This window comes from Ruegeria sp. AJ12, from assembly GCF_056536245.1.
In genome coordinates this window covers 1,343,691-1,368,038 of sequence record NZ_JBQFJJ010000001.1, presented here as the reverse complement: position 1 = coordinate 1,368,038, position 24,348 = coordinate 1,343,691, and the positions used below count along the sequence as shown (strand labels likewise).

Sequence of the window (24,348 nt, the reverse complement as noted above, 5' to 3'; positions counted from 1 at the left end):
CGCCTAAGCTCGCTTGGACATTTGCGCGTCGAGACGGAGATTTCCGCAAAGTTCAACCCATTCCAGAGCCGCAACTGGCGTTGGCCCTTGTTGTGCTCGCGGATCAGAAGATACTGATGATCTTCTGGACACTGACCGCATTTGGGTGATCCCGAATGATGGGGCTTATGGCCTGATCTGATCTGGAGAAAGCGGCCCGGTTGGAGCTTTCACGATCAGAGACGCGACCTTGGTGCAAAAGGGTGTATCGACATTGTGGGCCTCGCCGAGCCGCATGATCTCTCCCTGTAGGCTGTCGATTTCGGTCGAACGACCAGCCATGAGGTCATAAGACATCGACGTGCGCGCGGTCGGGTCGATGGTGAGCATGCGTGCAGCGATGCGCGAAAACAGTAGCGTCGGCAGCCGCAGGATATGCGGCGTCATCCACGCCGGCAGCGGTGTGGTCGAAGCGACGGGTTTACCTGCGGCCTTCAGAACGGCCAGCGCCTCGGCCATCTGATCGGCCATCAGGCCCCGCCACTTGCGGTCCAGTAGCTGTTCGCGCAGGGTCAAGCCGGACAAGGCATTCAACGCGTTGTTCAGATTGATGACCAGCTTGCCCCATTGCACCGCCTCAATCCGGTCACTGTCCGTGATGGGCAGGTCGCCGCTGCTGAGACGGGCCGCCAGATCGCCGGGACCGGTCTGGATGACAATGTCGCCCGACGTGGCGCGGTGATAAGTGGCCGGGTCGGTTGGAACGACGTTGAACGGCACCATGCCCGCGCGCACGTCGCGACCCGGCAGCGCTGCGCGCAGGGTCCGCGCATTCTCCATCCCGTTTTGCCAAGACAGGATCGGCGCTGTCGCGGGGGCATGTGCAAGGATCAGACCCGCCATTTCCGCCGTCGCACCCGACTTGACGGTCACGATGATCAGGTCTGCGTCGGCGAGGCAGGACGGGGCTTCAGAAAGGGACAGCCTGTCAGCGGGGACAGTGCGGCGCAACCCGGAGAAATCCGTGACCGTCAGGCCCCGTTCGCGGATCGGGTCCAGAATGCGCGCACGCCCCAGCAGGGATACGTCGTGCCCGGCATCGGCCAGCAAGGCGCCGCAGTAACATCCGATGCTGCCTGCCCCTGCGATAACGAGTTTCATTGCAATCCTCCGTCATCTAACAGGATTGCCGGGAATGGACCGGCGGGCAAGTCGGGTGCCCGCTGACGTGGCGTTCAGCGGGCCAGACGCGGCTTGGTCCGCTCAAGTTCGGCCGAAATCGGGATGAATTCCTGATCGTCCCCGAGCGGCAGATGGAAGGCCCCGTTGGCCCAGTCGGCGGTTTTCCATTCGCGGGTGGCGGTCTCGATCTTCTCTTTTGAAGAGGACACGAAGTTCCACCAGATATAGCGATCTTCGTTCAGAGTCGCGCCGCCCAGCAGCATGAGGCGCGCACCCAAGGGGCCCGCCTTGACGGACAGTTTATCACCCGGACGGAACACCATCATACGTCCGGAGTCGAACACATCGCCCGCGATCTCAACCGAGCCTTCGGTCACGTAGACGCCGCGATCCTCGTGATCGTCCGGCAGAGGGAAGGACGCGCCGGGCTCTAACTGCACGTCGAGGTAGAAGGTTTCGGAGAGCATCGTGACTGGGCTGCTATCGCCGTAGGCCGAGCCCAGAATCAGCCGTGCGCTGACGCCCGTGTCCTGAATATGCGGCAGTGCGCCCTGCTTGTGATGTTCGAAGTCCGGGGCCATATCCTCCTGCGCTTCGGGCAGCGCGATCCAGGTCTGGATGCCAAACAGGCTGTGCTTCTTGCCGCGCGTCTCGTCGCTGGTGCGCTCGGAATGGGTGACGCCGCGCCCTGCGACCATCCAGTTCACTTCACCGGGGTAGATCATCTGATGGGTGCCGAGGCTGTCACGATGCTCAAACTCGCCCTGATACAGGTAAGTGACCGTGCCCAGCCCGATATGCGGGTGCGGGCGAACGTCGATGCCGCCTTCGGTGATGAACTCGGCGGGTCCCATCTGATCGAAGAATATGAACGGTCCCACCAACTGGCGTTTGACCGAAGGCAGGGCGCGGCGCACCTCGAACCCGCCCAGGTCGCGGGCGCGCGGGATGATCAAGGTCTCCAAGGCCGCGTTTTCGGACAGGCATTCGGGGCTATGGGTGGGGTTCCAACTCATTCCTGATCTCCCTGGGATTTGGCTGTGCCATAACGTTCATGTACTTTGCCGAAGGATATATGGCCGATTGGCCCTTCGAAAAGCGCGTTCCTGCACAGGGTTCGTGCACGAGACTGCCGGGGTAGCGCGTGTCTTGATCAAGTCCTCACACAGCCGTGAAGCCGATCACCGCATACTCCACCTGCCGACCCTCGGATTCACGGCCAATCGTGCTATTCTCAGGTATCGGGTGCTGCCGGTTCGTAAAGGCCGGTTTCAGATTGGGCCAGATCGACAGGAGAGTTTGCAATGACCCGCCTACACATGACACGTCGTACCTTCATCGCCACGGGGGTTGGCTCGGTCGCGACCGGGGCGTCCGGGCTGATCGCACCCGCAAGGGCGGCAGGTCTTGCCCCGACACCGTCGATGCGGGGCGGATCCAACAATTACCGCCCGGGAGCACCAATCGTCGACCAGATCGGCGGGGGCGGCTTCTGGATGACCGGCACGGTTCGCCGCGCCGGGGATGGCGCGCCACTGGCCGGTCAGCGCATCCAAATCTGGGCGCACACAACCGAAGGCTATGAGCGGGATCCGCAGAGCCATGGTGCCACTCTGACCGATGCAAAAGGAGAATTTCGGCTGGAGATGCCGCAGATTGTCCCGGCCTTCGGCCAACCGCACGGGCATCTGGCGTATGACAGCGGAGAATTCGAGACAGTGTTTCTGCGGCCAGTCATGAGCAGCGCCAAGGACACGACCCTGAGCGCCCATTTCGTGTTGCAACCTGTCTGACCGTATCCGGACCACGCCGATGAACCGCGCGCGGACGATCCTGATATGGGCGGCGCTGGCGCTTGCGGTTCTGCTGCCGGTCGCTGCGGCGGCGATCAGTCCGTTGCTGGCGTGGCGGTCGCCGGTCTACATCCTTGCGGGGTTTGCCGGGATCATCGCCATGGGCCTTTTGCTGTTTCAGCCTTTGCTGGCCGGTGGATACCTGCCGGGATTGTCCCCCTTTCGAAGTCGTTACCTGCATCGTTGCGTGGGCGGCGCGCTTGTTCTGGCGGTCACAACCCATGTTGTTGCGCTATGGATCAGTAGCCCGCCGGACGTGGTGGATGCGCTGCTATTCGTGTCACCGACCCCATTTTCGGACTGGGGCGTGGTGGCGATGTGGGCCGTGTTCGCTGCCGCGGCGCTTGCTATCTTGCGCAAACCGCTGCGGTTGCGGTTTCGGATTTGGCGCCTGGGTCACACGAGCCTGGCCGCGACAACCGTGATCGGCAGCGTCGTGCACGCCATGCTGGTCGAAGGAACGATGGAGATCATGACCAAGACGGCCCTGTGCGCGCTGGTGCTGCTGGCGAGCGCAAAAACGCTCGCCCATCTGCGCGTCTGGGCCGTTGGGTCCCGCCGGGATACGTAACGGGGATCAGACCCCGAGGCACCAGCGCATGATCGCCTTTTGTGCGTGCAGTCGGTTCTCGGCCTCGTCAAAAATGACTGAGTTTGGCCCGTCCATGACCTCGGATGTGGCCTCTTCTTCACGATGCGCCGGCAGGCAATGCATGAACAGCGCGTCGGGTTTGGCGTGGGACATCAGCTCGGCGTTGACCTGATAGGGCCGCAACAGGTTGTGGCGACGTTCTTTGGCGGACTGGGAATCGTGCATCGACACCCAAGTGTCAGCGACAACCAGATCGGCACCTTCGACAGCTTTGTAAGGGTCACGCTCGACAACGATCCTTGAACCTTGCCGGCGGGCAAGGCCCATGAATTCTTCTTCGGGGTCAAACTGGGATGGGCCTGTGAAGGTCAGGTCAAAGCCGAACTGGCCCGCCGCGTGCAGGAACGAGGCGCAGACATTGTTGCCATCGCCGGTCCAGACCACCTTTTTGCCTTTTATCGGCCCGCGATGTTCCTCGAAGGTCAGCACGTCGGCCATGATCTGACAGGGATGGGTCCGGTCGGTCAAGCCGTTGATAACAGGAACATCCGAGTATTCCGACATCTCGGTCAGGATGGTTTCGTCAAACGTCCGGATCATGATCATGTCGACATAGCGCGACAGGACGCGGGCGGTATCGGCAATGGTTTCCCCGTGGCCAAGTTGCATGTCCTTGCCGGACAGCACCATGGTCTGCCCGCCCATCTGACGCACGCCCACGTCAAACGACACACGCGTCCGCGTCGATGGTTTCTCGAAGATCAGGGCCACCATGCGACCGGCCAGCGGCTGATCGTCATCGGGTGCCGCTTTGGCCCGTCCCAGCCGCGCCTGCTTCATTGCACCGGCCTGATCGATCATCGCCCGCAGATCAGTCGCGTCGGTTTTATGGATATCCAGGAAGTGGTTCATTTTATTTCGCTTTTTTCTGAACGGCGCGTGGGGGCCAGCCCCCACACCCCTCGAATATTTGGAGAAAGATGAAGGTCAAGCCGTTTCGAGAGAGGCCGCGACCTGCGAGGCGGTTTTCTCGAGGCGGATCATGGCCTGAGCGATGTCGTCCTCGGTCAGCGTCAGAGGTGGCAACAGTCGGATGACATTGTCGGCAGCCGGGACGGTAATGACCTCATTGTCATAACCGGCGTTCACCACATCCATGTTGGTCACCTTGCATTTGAGGCCCAGCATCAGCCCCGCGCCGCGCACCTCTTCGAATACGTCCGGGTGGTCGGCCACCAGACCTTCGAGTTTCTGGCGCAGCAAGCCGGCCTTGCGGTTGACGCCTTCGAGGAAGGCGGGTGTCGCGACCTGATCGATCACCGCGCAGCCCATGGCACAGCCGAGCGGGTTGCCGCCATAGGTCGATCCATGGGTGCCTGCAGTCATGCCGCTGGCGGCATCTTCTGTCGCCAGTACCGCACCCAGAGGGAAGCCGCCGCCTATGCCCTTGGCGACCATCATGATGTCAGGGGTGATGCCCGCCCATTCATGGGCAAAGAGTTTGCCTGTCCGGCCAACGCCACACTGAACTTCGTCAAGGATTAAGAGCAGGTCGTTGTCATCGCAGATCTGGCGCAGAGCTTTGAGCTCGGCATCGGCTACCGGGCGAATGCCACCCTCGCCCTGAATGGGTTCGATCAGGATCGCGGCAGTTTCCTCGGTGATGGCGTTGGTAACACCGTCGAGATCGCCAAAGGTCAGATGCACAAAGCCGGGCAGCAGCGGGCCGAAACCCTTGGTCATTTTCTCGGACCCGGCAGCGGCGATTCCGGCGGAAGAGCGGCCATGGAACGAGCCGTCGAAGGTGATGATCTCGACCTTGTCGGGCTGGCCTTTGTCATAGAAATACTTGCGGGCCATTTTCACGGCCAACTCGCAAGACTCGGTGCCCGAGTTGGTGAAGAACACCGTGTCGGCAAAGGTATGTTCCACCAGCTTGTCGGCCAACGCCTGCTGTTGCGGGATGTTGTAAAGGTTCGAGACATGCCACAGTGCATGCGCCTGTTCGGTCAGCGCGTTGACCAGAGCGGGGTGGGCATGACCCAGCGCATTCACCGCAATCCCGGCGCCGAGGTCCAGAAAACGTCGGCCATCCGCCTCGGTCAGCCAGGCGCCTTCGCCCTTCACGAAAGTCAGGGGCGCACGATTATAGGTCGGCAGAACGGACGGGATCATCGGATCATCCTTTTCAACAGGTTTGACCTCGTGACTGATACACAGAGGCCGGGTTCGTCAACTGATTTGGTGGAGTTTGCGCCGATTTGAACAGCGCATATGGATCAAGCGGGCCGGTTACGCGGTGAGACGTCGGCGTCGGAGGCGCAGGATATGTGCAACTTTGATCATGCGGGCCGTATAGCGGGGCTGGCGCGATCTGAAAACCCCGAATTTCGCCGCCCGGTGAAATTTCGATTTGAGACCCGCACGGGCGCATTTCCGGCTTGCCATTTTGCGCCCCAGGCTCCACCGCTATCGCATGTTCGTTCCGAAAACGCATAATCCGCCCCTTGCGGCGCTGCTGATCTTCGTCGCAAGCGCGTTCATCGCGGCAACCACATTGCTGGCCAAGGCGCTTGGAACCAACACGCTGGGCCCGCCCTTGCACCCGATGCAGATCAGCCATGGACGCTTCCTGTTTGCCTTTTTGACAATCATCAGCGCGGTCGCAGTATTACGTCCCCGACTGCAGCGACCACATTGGAGGCTGCATATCGGGCGTACGAGTTTTGGCTGGCTCGGGATTACGCTGATGTTTGCGTCCGTCGCCTATATTCCAATGGCCGATGCGACCGCGATCTCGTTTCTGAACCCCGTATTTGCCATGGTTCTGGCCATTCCCTTGCTGAAAGAGGGCGTTGGGCCGTGGCGCTGGTTCGCGGCAGCGGTGGCGCTGACCGGGGCGCTGATCCTGCTGCGACCGACCCCTGCGAGTTTTCAGCCTGCAGCCTTGCTGGCGCTGTCTGCCGCAGTGGTAATCGGGGTGGAACTGATCTTCATCAAAAAGCTCTCGGGGCGCGAGAGTCCGATCCAGATCCTGCTTGTCAACAACGCGATGGGGCTGGGTATCGCCTCGGTCGCGGTGATTTTTGTCTGGCAGGTGCCCACCATGGCGCAATGGGCGGCGCTGGCAGGTATTGGCATCCTGATGGCCTGCGCCCAGGCCTGTTTCGTGAACGGGATGGCCCGGGCAGATGCCTCATTCGTGGCACCCGTTAGTTATGCCACGCTTATCTTTGCCGCGTTTTATGACTTTGCCATCTTCGGTGTGATGCCGGATGTGATCAGCGTGACAGGATCGTCGATCATCCTGACAGGGGCGTTGATCCTGATCTGGCGCGAAGCCCGGCAACGTCAGGGTTTGAGACGGTAACCGGTGCGCAGCATCTGCCAGATCAGCCCGCCAATCAGCACCGTCGCACCGCTGCACACCAAAACCCCAAGATACGGGGAACTGTCGGACACGCCGATCATGCCATAGCGCAGCCCGTCGATCAGGTAAAACACCGGGTTTACGTGACTGAGGCGGTTCAGCAATGGCGGCAATGCCTCGACCGAGTAAAAGGTGCCGGACAGAAACGCCAGGGGCGTCACGATGAAATTGGTGATCGCGGCCATCTGGTCAAACTTGTTGGCAAAGATTCCGGCAAGCAAGCCCAGCGCCCCCATGAACGCGCCGCCAAGTATGACGAAGATCAGGGCAATCAGCGGGTTTTGCGGCACCAAACCCAGAACGAGCCCCAATGCGATTGCGACAACCAGCGCGATCAGCACGCCGCGCGCGACACCGCCCGCCAGATATCCCAGCAAAATCTCGACCGGCGACAGCGGCGGCATCAGCGTGTCCACGATGTTGCCCTGCACCTTGGCGATCACCATCGAGGACGAGGTGTTGGCAAAAGCGTTCTGGATCACGGTCATCATCATGATACCGGGGGCCAGAAAGGTCAGAAACGGCACCCCCATCACGTCCGATCGGCCCGGGCCGATGGCGATGTTGAAGATCAGCAGGAACAGCCCGGCGGTTACCAGCGGCGCCAGCAACGTCTGGGTCCAGACCGCGAGAAAGCGCAGGGTTTCACGCTGCGCCAAGGTGTAAAGGCCCATCCAATTGACTGCTCCGAAACGGCGCGCGCCCTGCTCTGCGGGAATCTGCATGTTTTGCCCCTTACCTGATTCGAAGACAGCTTGTAACTCGGGCTGCAGTGTTTAGAATAGGGGGCTGAGAGAATTCCGAAGGCGGCCCGAATCCGGGGCCGCTTTCCCGCTTTTGAAAGGAAGCGCATGTCCTGGACAGATGAGCGTGTAGAACTGCTGAAGAAAATGTGGGGCGAAGGCCAGTCGGCCAGCCAGATTGCCAAGGAACTGGGCGGCGTGACCCGCAACGCAGTGATCGGCAAGGTCCACCGTCTGGGCCTGTCGAACCGGGCCACCGGCGCAAGCCCGGCCAAATCCGAGCCAAAGGAAAAGCCCGCACCCAAAGCCGAGGCCAAGCCCAAACCCGCACCCAAAACAGAGCCTGCGCGCCCAACCCCTGCCCCGTCAGCCGAGGCGAAACCGGCAACGCCGGCCCGCCGCCAGATCATCCCGGCTGGACAACCTCTGCCGCCGCAGCCTTCGGCCAATGAAATCAGCCCCGAGGCCCTGGCCAAGGTGAACGAGATCGAGAAAAAAGCCAAGAAGCTGACGCTGATGGAACTGACCGAGAAAACCTGCAAATGGCCCGTTGGCGACCCCGCGACCGAGGATTTCTGGTTCTGCGGCCTGCCGGTTGAGGCAGGCAAGCCCTATTGCGAGGCACATGTGGGCGTGGCCTTTCAACCGATGAGCTCGCGCCGCGACCGGCGGCGGTAAGTTTAACCGGCACGCACACACAGTATTGTTGCCGACGCATGGGCAAAGCTGCGCTGCAAAAGGTTCGAGTTGGCTGCAGGCCTTCCATTCTGAGGTGAGCAGTCGATTTTGAAACCAAGGTCGAGACTCAGCAAGCATTTGAAAAACAATGATATTTTTAGGCCGAGGGTGCTTTTTAGCCTCTACGCGGCTCTGATCTTCGCGGCTTACATGCAGCCCCTGAACCAATCGGTGTTCACATTTGGTCGCACCGGAAACCCCCAATCGTCCTTAGTTATTGGACTGTATCTTTCAGCCTGGATTGCTCCGGCGCTGCCCGCATTAATTTCCCTGTTAACAGTGTTTGGCTTACGCCGCATACCGTCACGTATTGCGAATTGGATTGCGGCTTTTCTTGCGGTTGCTGGCTTCGTTCTGACATTTGCATCTGGGGTCCTTTCACTGTTTTCGGACACACAAATACTGCATGGTGTTACCCTAACGATTGCCGTCGTTTCGAGCGTTCTCGTGTGGTCTGGGTGTGACGCATGGGCACGGCCTTCGCGTTTGGCAAAAGTCAGGATAGCGGTGTCAACGATTGCGGCGTTCTGGTCGCTGCTGACCGTTCCGATGGTCCTGACGCAGGCGCGCATAATCGCCGAAGATTCGCCCTATTGCATCGCCCATCACTCATCGAATTCTCCGGTTGAAGCACTGCATGAGCTGCGTGGGTTTTCGTTTTACACAGAGGAAACAGGATACAAATCCACGTCCGAATGGTTCTTTCATGGATTGATGATTGTCGAGCATCCAGAAGGACACCGAGTTTACAACTGGTCCCCGAGACGATGGCGGTTCGACTATGTCGCCAATCCGGATGCATTAGTTGCACCTGTCAGAGACGTCTGCGTTCCAAGCTGAGCTTATTGCGCAGGGTGCGACGGTAAGTCCGGCATCGGCACCCATCCCGGCAACTCGTCGGGCGACACCGAAACATGCAACCGCTCTGACTGATCCCGGCCGATTTTCCGGTGTTTGCGCAACAAAAAGATCTTGCCCCAGCCACGCCATGTACCCACAGACGGGGCATGGGCGTCGGTTGGGAAGCGGTCGCGCCATCCTTCGGGCAATGGCAGGCCGTGCAGTTCGGCCTTGTCCAGCATCCAGATCAGGGAAATGTTGCTGAGCGGACGGGCCTTCTCAAAACCGTTCAACTGACCGCCGACGTCACCATGGGTGCCGCGGAACCAGACCTGTTCGACATGGCCCTTGAACTCGGGCGAACACTGCCACAGAACGGGCTCGTAGACTTCGCGCGTTTCGTCCAGCGCCATCGCGTGATACCCGTGGCGTATCGATGGTCCCAGCCGGTGGTTGTGAAAGGCGTGGCGTTCCTCGGCCCAGCGCCAAAGCAGCGGCAGACGCAGGCCCAGCGCCTTGACCGTATCCCACACACCGACCATTTCGATCGCGATCGAGTCATGGCAGAATTTGCGGCGGAAATCCCGGGCCGCAGTGCCGCCGGGGTTGCACTCATAGTGCCGGTATGCCTGCTTGATATTGCGCTCGGTCGCGTGTTCGGCCTTGAGCAGGCCGATCATATCGATCACGCCGGCCAGGCTGCGTACGCCATAGCCCCCCCGCGAATAGCCGATGAAAAAGATCCGGTCGCCGGGTTTGTAGCGTGACGCGAGATAACCATAGGCGCGGCGGATCTGGCGGTTGATGCCGCGCCCCATCATGACATCAAGTGAAGATTTCCAGCTGTCCCACTGCACGCCGGATTCATAAAACACTGAGACTTTGCTGCCCATCTCACAGCACAGACGCAGGGTCTGGCCTGCATGGGTTTCAAAGCCCGGTTCCAGCGTGGACATGGTCCCGTCAAGGATGATCACATGGCTGATCGGTTCGCGGTGTCGGGTTTCGGCCGAATGCTCGGACCGCAGAGGTCGCCCAAGCCATCCCAGTACTTTTCTACTCAGCCGCGACAGATTCATGTGCCACCAAATCCCAAGCTTTGAAAGGTGTGAAAGGCATATCCGCCAGCCGCACCCGGTGATCCCAGAGCGCATCCCGCGCCGCATTTTCAACAGCGGTCAGCGCCCTCACGGTGCCTGCGTCGCCCCAGCCTTTGATCCTCATCGGATTGGCCGTCGACGAAACCGGCGCCGAGGTACCCTTAATGATGGGTATCTCGGCTGCGCGCGGCAAGGCGTAATCCATGAACGAACCCGTGAGCCGTTGCCCGTCGGCATCAGGCATCACATGCCTGTCAAACGCCGGATCAACAGCTTGAATCAGACCGCCGCGGCCCCATTGCCCAATCCGTAAGAACATGTCGGGCCACAAAAGTTTACCGTTGCGATCCCACATTAGCCGAACACTGCATCTTAGAAAGGGTCCCGCAAAAGCCTTACGAAATCGTATCCGAGAACCAATTCGGAACACACGGATGTGTTTGACCGGCATCTTGAGCGAGTTGCGTGCCTGAACGTTTTAAGGACACGCCAGTCCCGGCACTTTTGGTCCCTGCACCCGGCATAATGACCTGTCGCGACCTGTATGTCGCAAACGGCGTGGCATTTTCCGAAACATGCTCCCTAGTGTGAGGGTGAGGTGAGGTTTCCCGGAGGTCACATGCCTGCTCCCATCGCACTGACGAACGGACGTTTGGACAGTCAGACCGTCGACGCCTATTGGACTGATGGGTTTGCCTTTCCCATCACCGTGTTTCCGACCGACGAAGTCGCAGGCTTTCGCGCAGAACTCGAAGCCCTGGAAGACACATGGCGCGAGGCCGATCTGCCCTTGCCGCTGAACAGTTACAAACGGGTCAACGCCCATGTGGTGATGCCATTGGCAGCGCGGATCGCTTTGGATTCGCGTGTCTTGGACGTGGTAGAGGGCATTCTAGGACCCGACCTGCTGCTCTGGTCGGTAGAACTGTTCATCAAGGAACCGCGCACGACACAGGTTGTGGGGATGCATCAGGATCTGACCTACTGGGGCATGGGCGAAACGCCGGATCAGTTGACGGCCTGGATCGCGCTGTCGCCCGCCACTGTGGAAAGCGGGTGCATGGATTTCGTCAAGGGCAGCCACAAGAACCCGATCCTGCCGCATACCGATACGTTCTCGGACAACAACCTGCTGTCGCGGGGGCAGGAGGTGTCCGTGGACGTCGCGGACGCGGATAAAACTCATATCGAATTGCTGCCGGGTCAGATGTCCCTGCATCATGGACTGACCATTCACGGTTCGGGCCCCAACGTGTCTGATGACCGGCGCATCGGACTGGCCATTCGCTATCTCAACCCCAATGCCCAGCAAAAGGTGGCAGACCGCGATTACGCTATTCTGGCACGCGGCGAAGACCGGGTCGGGAACTTTGTGCATATCCCGGCGCCGACCGAGTTGTTCTCGGCCCAAGCGCTGGATCTGCATGCCCGCATTCGGGCCGATCAGGCCAAGGCGATGGCGCAGGGCGCAAGCGAGGGCCTTGCACTCTATGGATCGTCTTCGGATCAGGGGTAGAAGACCGTCAGGGGCGTTCGGGGCCTTCCCCTTCCCGCGTCCATTCGCTATTGCAGGCGCTGACCCGAGATCGATGACGCAGGACGCACCCCATGGCGATGGAAAAGACATTCAACGCGGCTGAGGCCGAGGCCCGCATCTATGAGGCCTGGGAGCAGGCCGGAGCCTTCAAGGCTGGCGCGAACCGCTCACGCGACGAGAGCTTCACCGTCATGATCCCGCCCCCCAATGTGACAGGTGCGCTACACGTGGGTCATGCGTTCAACAATACGCTGCAGGACATCCTGATCCGCTGGCACCGGATGCGTGGGTTCGACACGCTCTGGCAGCCCGGTCAGGACCACGCCGGTATCGCCACGCAGATGCAGGTGGAAAAGATGCTGGCGGCGCAGGGCAACGAAGGGCGACGCGAGTTGGGGCGCGAGAAATTCCTTGAGAAGGTCTGGGAATGGAAGGGCGAATACGGCGGCACGATCATTGAACAGCTCAAACGTCTTGGCGCCAGCTGCGACTGGTCGCGCAACGCCTTCACCATGGCTGGCGCGCCGGGTGACCCGCGCACGGGGCACGAGAACTCGCCGAATTTCCATGATGCTGTGATCAAGGTTTTCGTCGACATGTACGAAAAGGGCCTGATCTATCGCGGCAAGCGACTGGTCAACTGGGACCCGCATTTCGAAACCGCAATCTCGGACCTCGAAGTCGAGAATATCGAAGTCGCGGGCCACATGTGGCACTTCAAATATCCGCTGGCCGGGGGCGAGACCTATACTTACGTCGAGAAGGACGAGGACGGGAATATCGCGCTGGAGGAAGAGCGCGATTACATCTCGATCGCCACCACGCGCCCCGAGACCATGCTGGGCGACGGTGCGGTTGCGGTTCATCCTTCGGATGAACGGTATGCGCCAATTGTCGGGAAACTCTGTGAAATCCCGGTTGGCCCAAAGGAACATCGCCGTCAGATTCCGATCATCACCGATGACTATCCCGATCCCGACTTCGGCTCGGGCGCGGTGAAGATCACCGGCGCGCATGACTTCAACGACAACATGGTTGCCAAGCGTGGCGGTATTCCGATGTACCGCCTAATGGACACCAAGGGCGCGATGCGAGCCGATGGGGCGCCTTATGCTGAGGCGGCGGACTTGGCGCAAAAGTTTGCACGCGGCAAAGACTTCACCGAGAACGAGATCGACGCGGTCAACCTTGTCCCCGATCACCTGCGCGGGCTGGATCGGTTCGAGGCGCGCGCCAAGGTGGTGGAAGAGATCACCGCTGATGGTCTGGCCGTGATGACCCGCGCGGATGATCCGCGTCTGGGCTCGACCGCTCTGAAGCCGGACCATGAGGGCGCGGACAAGCTGGTGCCGCTGGTCGAGAGCAAACCGATCATGCAGCCCTTCGGCGACCGCTCAAAAGTGGTCATCGAGCCGATGTTCACCGACCAATGGTTCGTGGACGCCGAAAAGGTCGTCGGCCCCGCGCTGGATGCGGTCAAGGACGGCACGGTCAAGATCATCCCCGAGTCGGGCGAGAAGACCTATTACCACTGGCTGGAAAACATCGAGCCCTGGTGCATCTCGCGCCAACTGTGGTGGGGGCATCAGATTCCGGTTTGGTATGGGCCGGACAAGAATGACGTTTTTGGAAATGAAGTAGCGTTCTGCGCGCCGACAGAGGCCGAAGCTTTTGCTAAAGCTGAGGCATATTACAATGAGGGCATAGACTACGTAACGAAAGTTTATGCTGATGAGCAGAACAAACCAGAGAACTTTGATACCTTAATCAAAATCTACCGCGACCCCGACGTCCTTGACACTTGGTTCTCCTCCGGCCTCTGGCCCATCGGTACGCTGGGCTGGCCCGAGCAGACCGAGGAACTGGAGCGCTACTTCCCCACGGACGTTCTGATCACCGGCTTCGACATCCTGTTCTTCTGGGTCGCCCGGATGATGATGATGCAACTGGCCGTGGTGAACGAGGTTCCGTTCCACACCGTCTATCTGCACCAACTCGTCCGTGACGAGAAGGGCAAGAAGATGTCCAAGACCACCGGCAACGTCATCGACCCGCTTGAGATCGTGGACGAATTCGGCGCCGACGCGCTGCGCTTTACCAACGCCTCGATGGCGGCGATTGGCGGCGTGCTGAAACTCAGCCGCGAGCGCATCACCGGTTATCGTAACTTCGGCACCAAACTGTGGAACGCCGTCCGCTTTGCCGAGATGAACGAGGTCTTCACCGACGCTGTTCCGCACCTAGACGTGGCCGACCTGAAACCCAAGGCCGCCGTGAACCGCTGGATCATCGGCGAAACCGCCCGTGTTCGCGAAGAGGTCGACGCGGCACTGGAAAGCTATCGCTTCAACGATGCGGCCAACGGGCTTTATGCCTTTGTCTGGGGCAAAGTCTGCGACTGGTACGTGGAGCTGTCAAAACCCCTTCTGCAAGGTGATGACGCCGAGGCGCAGGCCGAAACCCGTGCCACCATGCGCTGGGTTCTGGATCAGTGCATGGTCCTGCTGCACCCGATCATGCCCTTCATCACCGAGGAACTCTGGGGCCTGACCGGTACCCGCACGAAAATGGTCGTCCACGCTGACTGGCCGACCTACGCCGCCGCTGATCTGATCGACGCGGGGGCGGATCGTGAGATGAACTGGGTGATCTCGGTGATTGAAAACACCCGTTCGGCCCGAGCGCAGATGCGAGTGCCTGCTGGACTTTACGTGCCGATGCTGGTGACCGAGATCGACGCCAATGGCCAAGCCGCATGGGATCGCAATGAAGCACTGATCAAACGTCTGGCCCGTATCGACAGCCTGACCAAGGCCGATGAGCTGCCCAAAGGCACCATCTCCATCGCCGCCCCCGGCGCGTCCTTCGGCCTGCCGCTGGCCGATATCATCGACATCGGCGCAGAAAAGGAACGGTTGGAGAAAGCCAAGGGCAAACTGGCCAAGGAACTCGGCGGTCTGCGCGGACGTCTGAACAACCCCAAGTTCGTGGCTTCGGCCCCGGAAGAGGTTGTCGCCGAAGCCAAGGCCAATCTCGCCGCCCGCGAAGAGGAAGAGGCCAAGCTGAACGAGGCGCTGGACCGGTTGGCCGAGATCGCCTGATCCCGTTCATATTTTTTACCAAGACCTCGAACCCGCCAACTGAGTGATGGCGGGTTTTCCTTTGGGGCTGTCGCATTTCCCCTTGTTGTCAGCGTCTTGCCGTTGCTAGCAAGTGCGGGTGGCAACCCCGAGGAGCCGATGTCGCAGCCCCTACCCCCAATGCAAACCGTCTCCACCGGGCTGGTGGTTGCCGTCGTGGGCTTTTTCAGTTCCTTCCCGATTGTCCTACAGGGCCTTGCGGCAATGGGTGCATCACCCTCCGAGGCAGCCTCGGGCCTGATGAGTGCGGCCATAGCCATGGGTCTGGCGGCGATTGTCCTGAGCCTATGGTACAAACAACCCATCAGCGTGGCCTGGTCTACACCGGGTGCGGCGCTGCTGGCGGTGTCGGCAACCCCGGTCGAGGGGTTTTCGGGCGCGATTGGAGCCTTTCTGTGCGCCGGCGCTCTGACCGTCCTCGCAGGTCTGTGGCGTCCGCTGGGGCGCTTGGCGGCTGCGATCCCGACCACCCTGGCGCAGGCCATGCTGGCAGGCGTGCTGCTGCCGCTGTGTATCGTGCCGTTCACGGCGGCGGTCGAACTGCCGTGGCAGGCTTTGCCCGTGATCCTGACATGGTTCATCGCCGGACGGTTCAATCGCCTGTTCGCCGTGCCTGCGGCGGTGGTGGCTGCGGCGCTTGTCGTCGTTTTCAGCTCGGGTGACACGTCGGTGCGACCCGCGCAATATCTGGCGGCACCGGTGTGGACCATGCCAAGCTTTTCGCTGGCGTCCGCCATAGGGATCGGATTGCCGCTTTTCATTGTCACAATGGCAACCCAGAACATCCCCGGCGTTGCGGTCATGCGCAGCTATGGCTACACGCCCCGGGCTGGTCGGTTGTTCTCATCGGTAGGTGGCGCCAGTATTCTGTCTGCGCCATTTGGCGCGCCCGCCACCTGCCTGGCGGCCATCACCGCAGCGATGTGTTCAAACGAAGACAGCCACCCGGACCCCGGCCAGAGGTATTGGTCGGCAATCATGGCGGGCGTGTTCTATTGCCTTTTCGGTATTTTTGCAGTGGCCATCACCGGCTTCGCCGCCCATGCCGATCCGTTGTTGATGGGAACCCTGACCGGCGTCGCGCTAATTGGCGTGATGGCCAATGCGGCCTTTGCCGCGCTTGAGGTGCCAGCCGAACGCGAAGCCGCGATCCTGACGCTTGCAATCACGGCCTCAGGGATCACCGTGTTCGGCCTGGGCGCGGCAGTCTGGGGCCTGATGGCTGGCGGCCTTGCCTATCTGGCGTCGAACCGAGTGCGGTAATGCTTTTGCACCCGCGCCAGAACGCCTATACTTGGATCATGCGCGGATCACTTGGAAAACTGGTCGAACGCCAGATCAAAAAGGCCCAGGCTGAAGGACAGCTTGAAGGGTTGGAGGGCGAAGGACGGCCCCTGCCCGACCGATCCTCAGAGGCGCAGAGCGACCCGGCACTCGCCACCGGACACCGGATCATGGCGCAGGCCGGCGTCCTGCCCGAGGAGTTCGACATCAAGAAACAGCTGGACGCGGCGCGCGCGGCCTATGCCTCCCTGACTAACCCTGATGATCGCAAGGTGGCGATGGCGAAAATCGCCGAGCTTGAGATGCGGTACAACATGGCGCGCGATGCGCGACGGGCGTTCATGCGCTAAGAAGACTGCAGAAACGCGCGGCTCGACACAGAAATGGAGTTCTTTGATGGGTCTTTGGCGTTTGCAAACTGATAGCCATCAGCTTGGTGTATAGAGCCAAAGCGCACCCCCCCCGCCAAGGCCTGCTCGCAAAAGCCTGCGACGTCCCGAACATCGAATACAGGTTTCACTGCCACCTGACCTTCGCGCGCTGATTTGCTCGCCGGGTGCAGAAGAAGGTGCGCACCGCCGCCCGGAGGGACGAGTTCAACAATTCGATCACCCGCCAGTTGATGCGCGATATAGCCAAAGTGCGTTTCATAAAAGCGCACCATCTCGTCCATGCGCTTGGTGTATAGGATCAGACGCGTGAGAGACGGGCCCGTCATTTAAACTCGGGTGTACGGCCCTGCATCTGGGCCGAAATCACTTCCATCTGGTCTGGTTTACCGATCAACTCGACCTGTTCCGCAGATTCCGCCAGCAATACCTCGGCGCGGGATTTCGTCTCGGCAACGTCGATCACACGTTTGGCGGCGCGAATTGCCGACGGGCTCTGATTGGCAATGTTTTCTGCCAGCGCCAGCGCTTCGGTCTGCGGATCGTCGGACAGTTTTGTCACCAGCCCCCAATCCGCAGCCTGTTGTGCACCGATCGGGCGAGCTGTGTAGGTCAGCAGGCGCAGAACGTCCGAGCGGACCAGGTGTGGCAACAGAACCATCCCGCCCATATCAGGGATGATGCCCCATTTCATTTCCATTACGGCTAGTTTTGCCTCGGGATGCGCGATGCGGATATCCGCGCCCAACGCGATCTGTAGGCCGCCACCATAGGCCACCCCCTGAATGGCGCAGATCACCGGAACCGGCACACGCCGCCAGACCAACGCGAGTTCCTGCATTTCATTGGCATCCTCGTGGCTGCGGGTCATCAGCCATTCGGTCGGGTCCTTGTGGGCCATGGTCGCGAAACTGGCCATGTCCAGCCCGGCGCAAAAGCTTTTGCCTTCGCCCGACAAGACCACGGCGCGCGCGCCCGAGGCGGCAACCTCCTGCCCGGCGGACAGGATCGCCTTGATCATGGCGTCATCCAGCGCATTCATCTTGTCGCTACGGGTCAGCGTGACCAGAGCGATATGGTCCTTGTACTCGACAGATACGCGTGCCATCGGGGCCCTCCCAATCCTGTTTCGCCAACCATGCCCCGAAACCCGGGCCCAATGCCACTGCGACGTCAGGGCAGATCAGCGCAGGCGCCTGACCCGAGCGAATGCTTGCCCGCCTGACCCGCTTGCGGTTATCTGCGCGCATGACTGGTCCGCGTTACACATCCCTCGCCAAATCCCTGCCCGCAACTGTTCCGTTTGTTGGACCGGAAACCCAAGAACGGCAGCGCGGTGCTCCGTTTCAGGCACGGCTGGGCGCAAATGAAAGCGTGTTTGGCCCGTCACCAAACGCCATCGAAGCGATGCGGCAGGCGGCCAGCGACATCTGGATGTATGGCGATCCCGAGAATCATGACCTGCGGCACGCACTGGCGGAATTTCATGATGTGACACCTGAGAATATTGTTGTCGGCGAAGGCATCGACGGGCTGTTGGGGTACCTGGTGCGTCTGATCGTGGGGCCGGGAGACGCCGTTGTTACCTCGGACGGGGCCTATCCGACCTTCAATTACCATGTGGCCGGATATGGCGGTGTCTTGCACAAGGTTCCCTATTCCGCCGATCACGAAGACCCAGTGGCCCTGTTTGCAAAAGCTGCCGAGGTGGGCGCGAAACTGGTTTACATGGCAAATCCTGACAACCCTATGGGCAGTTGGAATCGCGGCGCGGACATTGTTACCGCGATGGACAGCTTGCCGGGCGACTGCCTGCTGGTGCTGGATGAGGCCTACGTGGAATGCGCGCCCGAGGGCACGTCGGCCCCGGTCAGCGCAAACGATCCGCGCGTGATCCGCATGCGAACCTTTTCCAAGGTCTACGGGTTGGCCGGGGTGCGTGTTGGTTACGCAATAGGTGCGCCGGACCTGATATCCGCCTTCAACAAGGTGCGCAATCACTTTGGCATGAACCGCGCCGCACAGGCCGCTGCACTTGCCGCGTTGAAGGATGATGCGTGGCTGTCCGACGTTCAGGCACGGATCGCACAGGCGCGTGACCAGATTGGTGAGATCGCAGCGGAGAACGGGCTGACCCCATTGCCCTCGGCCACGAATTTCGTCGCCATCGATTGCGGGCGAGACGGCGCTTTTGCAAAGGCGGTTCTGGACTCGCTGGTGGATCAGGGCGTGTTTGTCCGCATGCCCTTTGCCGCCCCGCAGAACCGATGTATCCGGGTCAGTTGCGGAAAACCCTCGGACCTGGAGGCGTTTTCCGCTGCGTTGCCCAAGGCGTTGCTGGCCGCACGAGGCAGTGCCTAGCTTGCGACCGATAACTCAGCGGCGGCGGCGTCCAATGCACCCTTTCCACGCGAAATGCTCAAACTGGCCATCCCAGCCTCCATTCCGCCAAGCATTGCCATTACCATCTGCCCATTTATGTGACCCATGTGACCCAAACGGAAGCATCCATTGGCATCCTCCATACCCAGACCGATACCTAGGGTGAGACCCAACTGAGATTCTGTATAGTCGCGCAGAGGTTTCCCGCGACCGTCGGTCAGCCGCAATGCGGTGACGGCGTGGCTGCGGTGCTCGCGGTCAGCGACGTTCAGGCTCAGCGCTCCACCCTCTGACCAGATTTCGCAGGCTGTCCAGACCGCCCGCGCCAGCCTTTCGTGACGTGACCATACATTTTCGAGGCCCTCGGCATGGATCATGTCCAACGCGGCACGCAGGCCATAGAGGTGATGGGTCGGGGCTGTTCCGTTGAAGTATTGGTAGAACAGCTCCGGGTTGGCGCGGGGCTGCCAGTCCCAGTACTGCGATACGCGCGGCATCTCAGCTCTTTTGGCCTGCGCCTTGTCATTGAAAAAGACAAAGCCCACGCCCGCCGGTGTCATCAGCCCCTTCTGGCAGGCCGTCACCGTGACATCGACCCCCCAGGCATCCATCTCGAACCGGTCGCAGCCGAGCGAGGCGATGCAATCCGCCATCAGCAGCGCCGGGTGACCCAGCTCATCCAGCAACGCGCGCAGGGCGGGTATGTCGTTGCGGATTGAGCTTGAAGTGTCCACATGCACCGCCAGCACCGCCTTGAACCGATGCTCGGTATCCGCCCGCAGCACTTCGCCTATGCGGTCAAAATCCCATGGCGCGGCCGTTCCGAAATCCAGCAACTCGACTTGGGCGCCTATGCCCTTGGCCATCTCGGCCCAACCATGGGTGAACCGGCCCGAAGCGGGGGCAAGAACCGTTTCGCCCGGAGCGATAACGTTGCTGAGTGCCGCTTCCCACGTCCCGTGACCGTTGGCGATGTAGATGGCAAGGTTGTGTTCGGTACGGGCCACGCGGCGCAGATCGCGGGTCAGCGCGGGCATCATCTCGATCAACTCGCCGTCATAGATGTTCGGCGACGGGCGGTGCATGGCCTGAAGAACGGCGTCGGGCATGACCGAAGGCCCGGGAATCGCCAGATACTCGCGCCCCTGCGCAAGGGAGATTTGGTTTGTCATGGGGTCAACCTGTCTGAATTGGGGCCTACCCTAACGCAGGTTGAAGCGACGTCAATCCATCAGCTTTGATGCCTCACGGGCGAGGGATTCAATCCCGGCCCAATCGCCGTTGACCACCATCTGTTTTGGTGCAACCCAGCTGCCACCAGCGCAAACCACGTTGGACAGGGACAGGTAATCCCGCGCGTTAGATGGCGACACGCCGCCGGTCGGGCAGAAGGTGATCTGCGGCAAGGGCGCACCGATGGCTTTCAGGGCAGGCGCGCCGCCCGAGGCCTCGGCTGGAAAGAATTTCAGCATGTCATAGCCCTGCTCAAGCAACCGCATCGCCTCGCTGGCGGTGGCGGCACCGGGCAACAAAGGCAGGCCCTCGGCCTCGCAGGCGGCGATTAAGGCGTCGGTGGCACCGGGGGAGACACCGAATTGCGCACCGGCCTCTTTCGCGGCGCGGACATCTTCGGGCGTGACCAGGGTACCGGCGCCGACCACCCCACCCGGCACGTCGGCCATGGCGCAGATCGCGTCCAGTGCAGCCGGGGTGCGCAAGGTGACTTCCAATGCGGGAAGGCCGCCGGCGACCAGAGCTTCGGCCAGTGGGCGAGCTTGCGTTGCGTCCTCGACAACCAGAACCGGCACGATGGGTGCCAGCGCACAGATTTCCCGGGTGCGTTGGGTTTTTGCGGACATGGGGCTCAGACTCCGAATACGCTGGCGCCGGTATCGGCAGAGCCGACAGTGCGGCGGAAGTTGCCGAACAGGTCCCGCCCGACGCCATATTGGTTCGCCGAAAAGTCGGCTGTGACGGGCGCGCGGTCCAGCACGCCAGGCGTAAGGATTTCCAACTCACCCTTGATTGCGTCCACCCGCACAAGGTCACCATCCTGCAGATAGGCGATGGCGCCTCCGTCCAGCGCCTCGGGGCAGATGTGAATGGCGGCGGGGACTTTGCCCGAGGCGCCGGACATGCGGCCATCGGTGACCAGTGCCACCTTCTGGCCACGCCCTTGCAGAACGGACAGGATGGGGGTCAACGAGTGCAACTCGGGCATCCCATTGGCCTTTGGTCCCTGAAAGCGGACCACAACGATCACATCGCCGGTGAACTCACCGGCTTTGAACGCCGCTTTGACATCGCCTTGATCATGGAAGACACGCACGGGGGCCTCTACGACCTGATGCTCTGGGGCCACGGCTGAAACCTTCATCACGCCCGTTCCCAGATTGCCGGTCAAACGTGAAAGACCACCCGTGGGCTGGAACGGATCCTTGGCCGAGCGCACGATCTTTTCATTCAGGCTTTGCTCCGGACCATCCTGCCAGACCAATGCGTTGTCGATCAGTTTGGGTTCCTGCGTGTATCGATGCAGCCCCTGCCCGGCAACAGTGAGCGTGTCGGGGTGCAGCAACCCGTCTTCGAGCAACGTGCCGATGCAGTAGCCAAGGCCTCCGGCTGCGTGGAAGTGATTCACATCGGCGAGACCGTTGGGATAGACGCGGGCAATCAGGGGCACGACCTCGGAAATCTCATAAAAGTCCTGCCAATCGAGAACGATGCCGCCCGCTCTCGCCATGGCTATCAGGTGGATCAACAGGTTGGTCGACCCGCCCGTGGCCATCAGACCAACGATACCGTTCACAAAGGCCCGTTCGTCGAGGATCTGACAAACCGGCGTGTAATGATTGCCCAGCGCACTCAGGGAAAGCGCGCGACGCGCCCCTTCCTCGGTCAGCGCATCCCGCAGCGGTGTGTTGGGATTGATGAAACTTGAGCCCGGCAGGTGCAGGCCCATGAACTCCATCAGCATCTGGTTGGTATTGGCGGTGCCGTAAAAGGTGCAGGTGCCGGGGCCGTGATAAGCGGCCATTTCGGCAGCCATGAGCTCTTCGCGTCCCACCTCTCCGGCAGCGAATTGCTGACGGATCTTGGCCTTTTCGTCGTTCGGCAGGCCGCTGGTCATGGGGCCTGCGGGCAGGAAGACGGCGGGCAGATGGCCAAAACTCTGGGCGGCAATGACAAGACCCGGCACGATCTTGTCGCAGACACCAAGGAAAACAGCCGCGTCGTAGGTGTTGTGGCTGAGCGCCACGCCTGCCGCCAGCGCGATCACATCACGTGAAAACAGCGACAGTTCCATCCCGGCCTCGCCTTGCGTAACCCCATCGCACATGGCGGGCACACCACCCGCAACCTGCGCGGTCCCGCCTGCTGCACGGATGGCCTGACGGATCAGTTCCGGGTAGCGTTCAAACGGCTGGTGGGCCGAGAGCATGTCGTTATAGGCGGTGACAATGCCCAGATTTCCGGCAGTGCCCGTCGCCATCGATTGCTGATCTTCACCCGCCCCGGCGTAGGCATGGGCCTGACCACTGCAGGACAGGTGCCCGCGCGCAGGACCTTTGGACTTGGCCTGCTCCATCCGCTTCAAGTGCGGGCCGCGCTGATCCCGGCTGCGGTCAATGATCCGCTGCGTGACATCCGCGATGACGGTGTGAACCATGTCTAACCTCCGATCTGGCGCCAGCGACGCCCGTCACGATGCATCAGCATCAATGCTTCTTCGGGTCCCGAACTGCCCTGGTCGTAGCGTGATGGGCGATCGCCACGGTCTTCCCAGCCTTGTATGATGGGATCGACCCAGGCCCAGGCGGCCTCGGCCTCATCACCCCGCATGAACAGCGTCTGGTCGCCTCGGATCACGTCCATCACCAGACGTTCATAGGCATCTGGCGGGCTGGCCTCGTCGCCCAGCGCATCGGCAAAGCTCATGTCCAACGAGACATCGGACAGACGGAACCCACCCGGACCGGGGTCTTTGATGGTCGTGCGCAATGTAATCCCCTCGTCCGGCTGCAGACGGATGACCAGAACGTTGCCCCGCAAGGGGCCCACATTGGGAAAGATAGTGTGCGGGGGGTCGCGGAAGAAGACCGCGATCTCGGATTCCCGGGCCCGCAGACGTTTTCCGGTACGCAGGTAGAATGGCACCCCGGCCCAGCGCCAGTTGCCCAGATGAACCTTGAGCGCGATGAAACTCTCTGTGCGACTGGCCGGGTTGCCCACATGATCGACATACCCGTCATTGCCCTTGTCGACGCGGTACTGACCACGTGCAATGTCGACTTGCGCAACCGGCTCCAGCGCCTCGATCACTTTGACCTTTTCGTCCCGCACCGCGTTGGGCGAGAATTTCGATGGCGGCTCCATCGCGGTGAGACACAGCAGTTGAACCAGATGGTTCTGGATCATGTCGCGCATGGCACCGGACTGGTCATAATACGCGCCACGCCCTTCGATGCCGACCGTTTCGGCGACGGTGATCTGAACGTGGTCGATATGGGTGGAGTTCCAAAGCGGTTCGAACAGAGAATTGGCAAAGCGCAGCGCCATGAGGTTCTGTACCGTTTCCTTACCCAGATAGTGGTCGATCCGGTAGATTTGATGCTCATCGAAACAGGCGCGCAGGCCCTCGTTCAGTGCCTGTGCGGATGCAAGATCGTGGCCAAAGGGTTTTTCCACAACGATGCGGCTCTCCGGTGTGGCAAGGCCCAGATCATTCAGACGCTGAGCAATGCCGGAAAACAGGCTGGGACCCACGGACAAATAGAAGGCGCGGACGACATCGGGGCGCAGCATTTTGGCAAGCGCGGGCCAACCCGCATCGCCCAGCGCGTCCACCGGTACGTATTCGACGCGAGACAGGAAACGATCCAACGTGTCCTTGTCGAACTGCGGCGCAAACTCTGTCATCGAGGCCCGCACCTGATCGCGGAAACTGTCGCTATCCATTTCCGAACGGGCGGTGCCGATAATCCGCGCCTCGTCCGGCATCTGACCGACCTGAAAACGGTGATACAGGCCCGGCAGGATTTTGCGCTGCGCAAGATCGCCGGTTGCACCAAACAAAACGAGGTCGAACGGATCTACTGGAATTACGCGTGAGACCATGACCAGGCTCCTTTCGAGTTTACCGCAGGCAGCTTAGCATG

The 24,348-nt window shown here is 60.9% G+C and carries 24 protein-coding genes; 10 read left to right on the top strand and 14 right to left on the bottom strand.

Annotated elements, in window-relative coordinates; translation table 11 throughout:
• Positions 1 to 165: 165 nt before the first annotated feature.
• The 3 genes from ACR3E0_RS06910 to ACR3E0_RS06900 all read right to left on the bottom strand — a co-directional run bounded on the left by ACR3E0_RS06910 (position 166) and on the right by ACR3E0_RS06900 (position 2,466).
• The gene (locus ACR3E0_RS06910) at positions 166 to 1,140 is read right to left on the bottom strand and encodes a 2-dehydropantoate 2-reductase (protein ID WP_480477460.1); all 975 of its coding nucleotides are present in this window, start codon (positions 1,138 to 1,140) and stop codon (positions 166 to 168) included.
• Positions 1,141 to 1,214: 74 nt separating this feature from the next.
• Positions 1,215 to 2,177: a pirin family protein gene (locus tag ACR3E0_RS06905; protein WP_480477458.1), complete on the bottom strand. Its 963-nt coding sequence runs from the start codon at positions 2,175 to 2,177 to the stop codon at positions 1,215 to 1,217.
• A 145-nt stretch (positions 2,178 to 2,322) separates the two neighbouring features.
• Entirely contained in the window at positions 2,323 to 2,466 is a 144-nt protein-coding gene (locus tag ACR3E0_RS06900; protein ID WP_480477456.1) for a hypothetical protein, read from the bottom strand.
• Between ACR3E0_RS06900 and ACR3E0_RS06895 the strand changes: the two genes are divergently transcribed.
• Positions 2,466 to 2,954 (top strand): twin-arginine translocation pathway signal, encoded by a 489-nt coding sequence (locus ACR3E0_RS06895; protein WP_480477454.1) that lies wholly within the window; start codon positions 2,466 to 2,468, stop codon positions 2,952 to 2,954. The genes ACR3E0_RS06900 and ACR3E0_RS06895 overlap by 1 nt on opposite strands.
• A gap of 19 nt (positions 2,955 to 2,973) precedes the next feature.
• Complete coding sequence (locus tag ACR3E0_RS06890; RefSeq protein ID WP_480477452.1) at positions 2,974 to 3,585, top strand: ferric reductase-like transmembrane domain-containing protein; 612 nt, start codon at positions 2,974 to 2,976, stop codon at positions 3,583 to 3,585.
• A 6-nt stretch (positions 3,586 to 3,591) separates the two neighbouring features.
• Here the strand turns inward: ACR3E0_RS06890 and argF are convergent, their stop codons facing one another.
• Positions 3,592 to 4,518 carry an ornithine carbamoyltransferase gene (gene argF / locus ACR3E0_RS06885; RefSeq protein WP_480477450.1) on the bottom strand — a complete coding sequence of 309 codons (927 nt, stop codon included), beginning with the start codon at positions 4,516 to 4,518 and terminating at the stop codon, positions 3,592 to 3,594.
• A gap of 75 nt (positions 4,519 to 4,593) precedes the next feature.
• Positions 4,594 to 5,781: an acetylornithine transaminase gene (locus ACR3E0_RS06880; RefSeq protein WP_480477449.1), complete on the bottom strand. Its 1,188-nt coding sequence runs from the start codon at positions 5,779 to 5,781 to the stop codon at positions 4,594 to 4,596.
• Between the two features lie 301 nt (positions 5,782 to 6,082).
• Here ACR3E0_RS06880 and ACR3E0_RS06875 point away from each other — a divergent pair, with 301 nt between their 5' ends.
• Positions 6,083 to 6,976, top strand: a complete 894-nt coding sequence (locus ACR3E0_RS06875) for a DMT family transporter (RefSeq protein ID WP_480477447.1) — start codon at positions 6,083 to 6,085, stop codon at positions 6,974 to 6,976.
• Here ACR3E0_RS06875 and ACR3E0_RS06870 read toward each other — a convergent pair.
• Positions 6,958 to 7,761 (bottom strand): ABC transporter permease, encoded by an 804-nt coding sequence (locus ACR3E0_RS06870; RefSeq protein ID WP_480477445.1) that lies wholly within the window; start codon positions 7,759 to 7,761, stop codon positions 6,958 to 6,960. The two genes, ACR3E0_RS06875 and ACR3E0_RS06870, sit on opposite strands and share 19 nt — an antisense overlap.
• A gap of 126 nt (positions 7,762 to 7,887) precedes the next feature.
• Between ACR3E0_RS06870 and ACR3E0_RS06865 the strand changes: the two genes are divergently transcribed.
• Entirely contained in the window at positions 7,888 to 8,457 is a 570-nt protein-coding gene (locus ACR3E0_RS06865; RefSeq protein WP_480477443.1) for a GcrA family cell cycle regulator, read from the top strand.
• Between the two features lie 138 nt (positions 8,458 to 8,595).
• Positions 8,596 to 9,357, top strand: coding sequence for a hypothetical protein (locus tag ACR3E0_RS06860; protein ID WP_480477441.1), 762 nt, complete (start codon positions 8,596 to 8,598; stop codon positions 9,355 to 9,357).
• Between the two features lie 2 nt (positions 9,358 to 9,359).
• On the opposite strand, the gene ACR3E0_RS06855 is transcribed toward ACR3E0_RS06860, so the two are convergent.
• Positions 9,360 to 10,436, bottom strand: coding sequence for a DUF2235 domain-containing protein (locus ACR3E0_RS06855; protein ID WP_480477439.1), 1,077 nt, complete (start codon positions 10,434 to 10,436; stop codon positions 9,360 to 9,362).
• Positions 10,414 to 10,701: a hypothetical protein gene (locus tag ACR3E0_RS06850; protein WP_480477437.1), complete on the bottom strand. Its 288-nt coding sequence runs from the start codon at positions 10,699 to 10,701 to the stop codon at positions 10,414 to 10,416. The genes ACR3E0_RS06855 and ACR3E0_RS06850 overlap by 23 nt, the downstream gene beginning before the upstream one ends.
• Before the next feature lie 375 nt (positions 10,702 to 11,076).
• Here ACR3E0_RS06850 and ACR3E0_RS06845 point away from each other — a divergent pair, with 375 nt between their 5' ends.
• The 4 genes from ACR3E0_RS06845 (at position 11,077) to ACR3E0_RS06830 (ending at position 16,768) form a co-directional block, all read left to right on the top strand.
• On the top strand, positions 11,077 to 11,973 hold the full coding sequence (locus ACR3E0_RS06845; protein WP_480477436.1) for a phytanoyl-CoA dioxygenase family protein: 897 nt from the start codon (positions 11,077 to 11,079) through the stop codon (positions 11,971 to 11,973).
• Positions 11,974 to 12,065: 92 nt separating this feature from the next.
• On the top strand, positions 12,066 to 15,095 hold the full coding sequence (locus tag ACR3E0_RS06840; RefSeq protein WP_480477434.1) for a valine--tRNA ligase: 3,030 nt from the start codon (positions 12,066 to 12,068) through the stop codon (positions 15,093 to 15,095).
• 138 nt (positions 15,096 to 15,233) lie between these two features.
• The gene (locus ACR3E0_RS06835; RefSeq protein WP_480477432.1) at positions 15,234 to 16,397 is read left to right on the top strand and encodes a benzoate/H(+) symporter BenE family transporter; all 1,164 of its coding nucleotides are present in this window, start codon (positions 15,234 to 15,236) and stop codon (positions 16,395 to 16,397) included.
• Between the two features lie 38 nt (positions 16,398 to 16,435).
• Positions 16,436 to 16,768, top strand: coding sequence for a DnaJ family domain-containing protein (locus ACR3E0_RS06830; protein WP_480477430.1), 333 nt, complete (start codon positions 16,436 to 16,438; stop codon positions 16,766 to 16,768).
• Here ACR3E0_RS06830 and ACR3E0_RS06825 read toward each other — a convergent pair.
• Both ACR3E0_RS06825 and ACR3E0_RS06820 read right to left on the bottom strand, forming a co-directional pair.
• A complete protein-coding gene (locus ACR3E0_RS06825) occupies positions 16,765 to 17,136 on the bottom strand; it encodes a VOC family protein (RefSeq protein ID WP_480477428.1) in 372 nt (123 codons plus the stop codon). The genes ACR3E0_RS06830 and ACR3E0_RS06825 overlap by 4 nt on opposite strands.
• Complete coding sequence (locus ACR3E0_RS06820) at positions 17,133 to 17,915, bottom strand: crotonase/enoyl-CoA hydratase family protein (RefSeq protein ID WP_480477426.1); 783 nt, start codon at positions 17,913 to 17,915, stop codon at positions 17,133 to 17,135. The genes ACR3E0_RS06825 and ACR3E0_RS06820 overlap by 4 nt, the downstream gene beginning before the upstream one ends.
• Before the next feature lie 140 nt (positions 17,916 to 18,055).
• Between ACR3E0_RS06820 and ACR3E0_RS06815 the strand changes: the two genes are divergently transcribed.
• Complete coding sequence (locus ACR3E0_RS06815; RefSeq protein ID WP_480477424.1) at positions 18,056 to 19,168, top strand: pyridoxal phosphate-dependent aminotransferase; 1,113 nt, start codon at positions 18,056 to 18,058, stop codon at positions 19,166 to 19,168.
• Here ACR3E0_RS06815 and ACR3E0_RS06810 read toward each other — a convergent pair.
• From ACR3E0_RS06810 to zwf, 4 genes are read right to left on the bottom strand one after another with little or no spacing between them, the layout of a single operon-like run.
• Positions 19,165 to 20,361 (bottom strand): pyridoxal-phosphate-dependent aminotransferase family protein, encoded by a 1,197-nt coding sequence (locus ACR3E0_RS06810; RefSeq protein ID WP_480477422.1) that lies wholly within the window; start codon positions 20,359 to 20,361, stop codon positions 19,165 to 19,167. The genes ACR3E0_RS06815 and ACR3E0_RS06810 overlap by 4 nt on opposite strands.
• A 51-nt stretch (positions 20,362 to 20,412) precedes the next feature.
• A complete protein-coding gene (locus ACR3E0_RS06805; protein WP_480477420.1) occupies positions 20,413 to 21,048 on the bottom strand; it encodes a bifunctional 4-hydroxy-2-oxoglutarate aldolase/2-dehydro-3-deoxy-phosphogluconate aldolase in 636 nt (211 codons plus the stop codon).
• A 5-nt stretch (positions 21,049 to 21,053) separates the two neighbouring features.
• A complete protein-coding gene (edd, locus tag ACR3E0_RS06800; RefSeq protein WP_480477418.1) occupies positions 21,054 to 22,859 on the bottom strand; it encodes a phosphogluconate dehydratase in 1,806 nt (601 codons plus the stop codon).
• A gap of 2 nt (positions 22,860 to 22,861) precedes the next feature.
• The gene (gene zwf / locus ACR3E0_RS06795) at positions 22,862 to 24,307 is read right to left on the bottom strand and encodes a glucose-6-phosphate dehydrogenase (protein ID WP_480477416.1); all 1,446 of its coding nucleotides are present in this window, start codon (positions 24,305 to 24,307) and stop codon (positions 22,862 to 22,864) included.
• Positions 24,308 to 24,348 lie beyond the last annotated feature (41 nt).

What these genes read in the sequence shown, in the direction of transcription:
- ACR3E0_RS06855 (WP_480477439.1), bottom strand. Translation starts at nt 10,436, where the DNA reads ATGAATCTGTCGCGGCTGAGTAGAAAAGTACTGGGATGGCTTGGGCGA.
- ACR3E0_RS06810 (WP_480477422.1), bottom strand. Translation starts at nt 20,361, where the DNA reads ATGACAAACCAAATCTCCCTTGCGCAGGGGCGCGAGTATCTGGCGATT.
- ACR3E0_RS06905 (WP_480477458.1), bottom strand. Translation starts at nt 2,177, where the DNA reads ATGAGTTGGAACCCCACCCATAGCCCCGAATGCCTGTCCGAAAACGCG.
- ACR3E0_RS06850 (WP_480477437.1), bottom strand. Translation starts at nt 10,701, where the DNA reads ATGCCTGATGCCGACGGGCAACGGCTCACGGGTTCGTTCATGGATTAC.
- ACR3E0_RS06880 (WP_480477449.1), bottom strand. Translation starts at nt 5,781, where the DNA reads ATGATCCCGTCCGTTCTGCCGACCTATAATCGTGCGCCCCTGACTTTC.
- ACR3E0_RS06910 (WP_480477460.1), bottom strand. Translation starts at nt 1,140, where the DNA reads ATGAAACTCGTTATCGCAGGGGCAGGCAGCATCGGATGTTACTGCGGC.
- ACR3E0_RS06805 (WP_480477420.1), bottom strand. Translation starts at nt 21,048, where the DNA reads ATGTCCGCAAAAACCCAACGCACCCGGGAAATCTGTGCGCTGGCACCC.
- ACR3E0_RS06825 (WP_480477428.1), bottom strand. Translation starts at nt 17,136, where the DNA reads ATGACGGGCCCGTCTCTCACGCGTCTGATCCTATACACCAAGCGCATG.
- argF (WP_480477450.1), bottom strand. Translation starts at nt 4,518, where the DNA reads ATGAACCACTTCCTGGATATCCATAAAACCGACGCGACTGATCTGCGG.
- ACR3E0_RS06845 (WP_480477436.1), top strand. Translation starts at nt 11,077, where the DNA reads ATGCCTGCTCCCATCGCACTGACGAACGGACGTTTGGACAGTCAGACC.
- ACR3E0_RS06865 (WP_480477443.1), top strand. Translation starts at nt 7,888, where the DNA reads ATGTCCTGGACAGATGAGCGTGTAGAACTGCTGAAGAAAATGTGGGGC.
- ACR3E0_RS06875 (WP_480477447.1), top strand. Translation starts at nt 6,083, where the DNA reads ATGTTCGTTCCGAAAACGCATAATCCGCCCCTTGCGGCGCTGCTGATC.
- ACR3E0_RS06830 (WP_480477430.1), top strand. Translation starts at nt 16,436, where the DNA reads ATGCGCGGATCACTTGGAAAACTGGTCGAACGCCAGATCAAAAAGGCC.
- zwf (WP_480477416.1), bottom strand. Translation starts at nt 24,307, where the DNA reads ATGGTCTCACGCGTAATTCCAGTAGATCCGTTCGACCTCGTTTTGTTT.
- ACR3E0_RS06895 (WP_480477454.1), top strand. Translation starts at nt 2,466, where the DNA reads ATGACCCGCCTACACATGACACGTCGTACCTTCATCGCCACGGGGGTT.
- ACR3E0_RS06815 (WP_480477424.1), top strand. Translation starts at nt 18,056, where the DNA reads ATGACTGGTCCGCGTTACACATCCCTCGCCAAATCCCTGCCCGCAACT.
- edd (WP_480477418.1), bottom strand. Translation starts at nt 22,859, where the DNA reads ATGGTTCACACCGTCATCGCGGATGTCACGCAGCGGATCATTGACCGC.
- ACR3E0_RS06840 (WP_480477434.1), top strand. Translation starts at nt 12,066, where the DNA reads ATGGCGATGGAAAAGACATTCAACGCGGCTGAGGCCGAGGCCCGCATC.
- ACR3E0_RS06835 (WP_480477432.1), top strand. Translation starts at nt 15,234, where the DNA reads ATGTCGCAGCCCCTACCCCCAATGCAAACCGTCTCCACCGGGCTGGTG.
- ACR3E0_RS06870 (WP_480477445.1), bottom strand. Translation starts at nt 7,761, where the DNA reads ATGCAGATTCCCGCAGAGCAGGGCGCGCGCCGTTTCGGAGCAGTCAAT.
- ACR3E0_RS06890 (WP_480477452.1), top strand. Translation starts at nt 2,974, where the DNA reads ATGAACCGCGCGCGGACGATCCTGATATGGGCGGCGCTGGCGCTTGCG.
- ACR3E0_RS06820 (WP_480477426.1), bottom strand. Translation starts at nt 17,915, where the DNA reads ATGGCACGCGTATCTGTCGAGTACAAGGACCATATCGCTCTGGTCACG.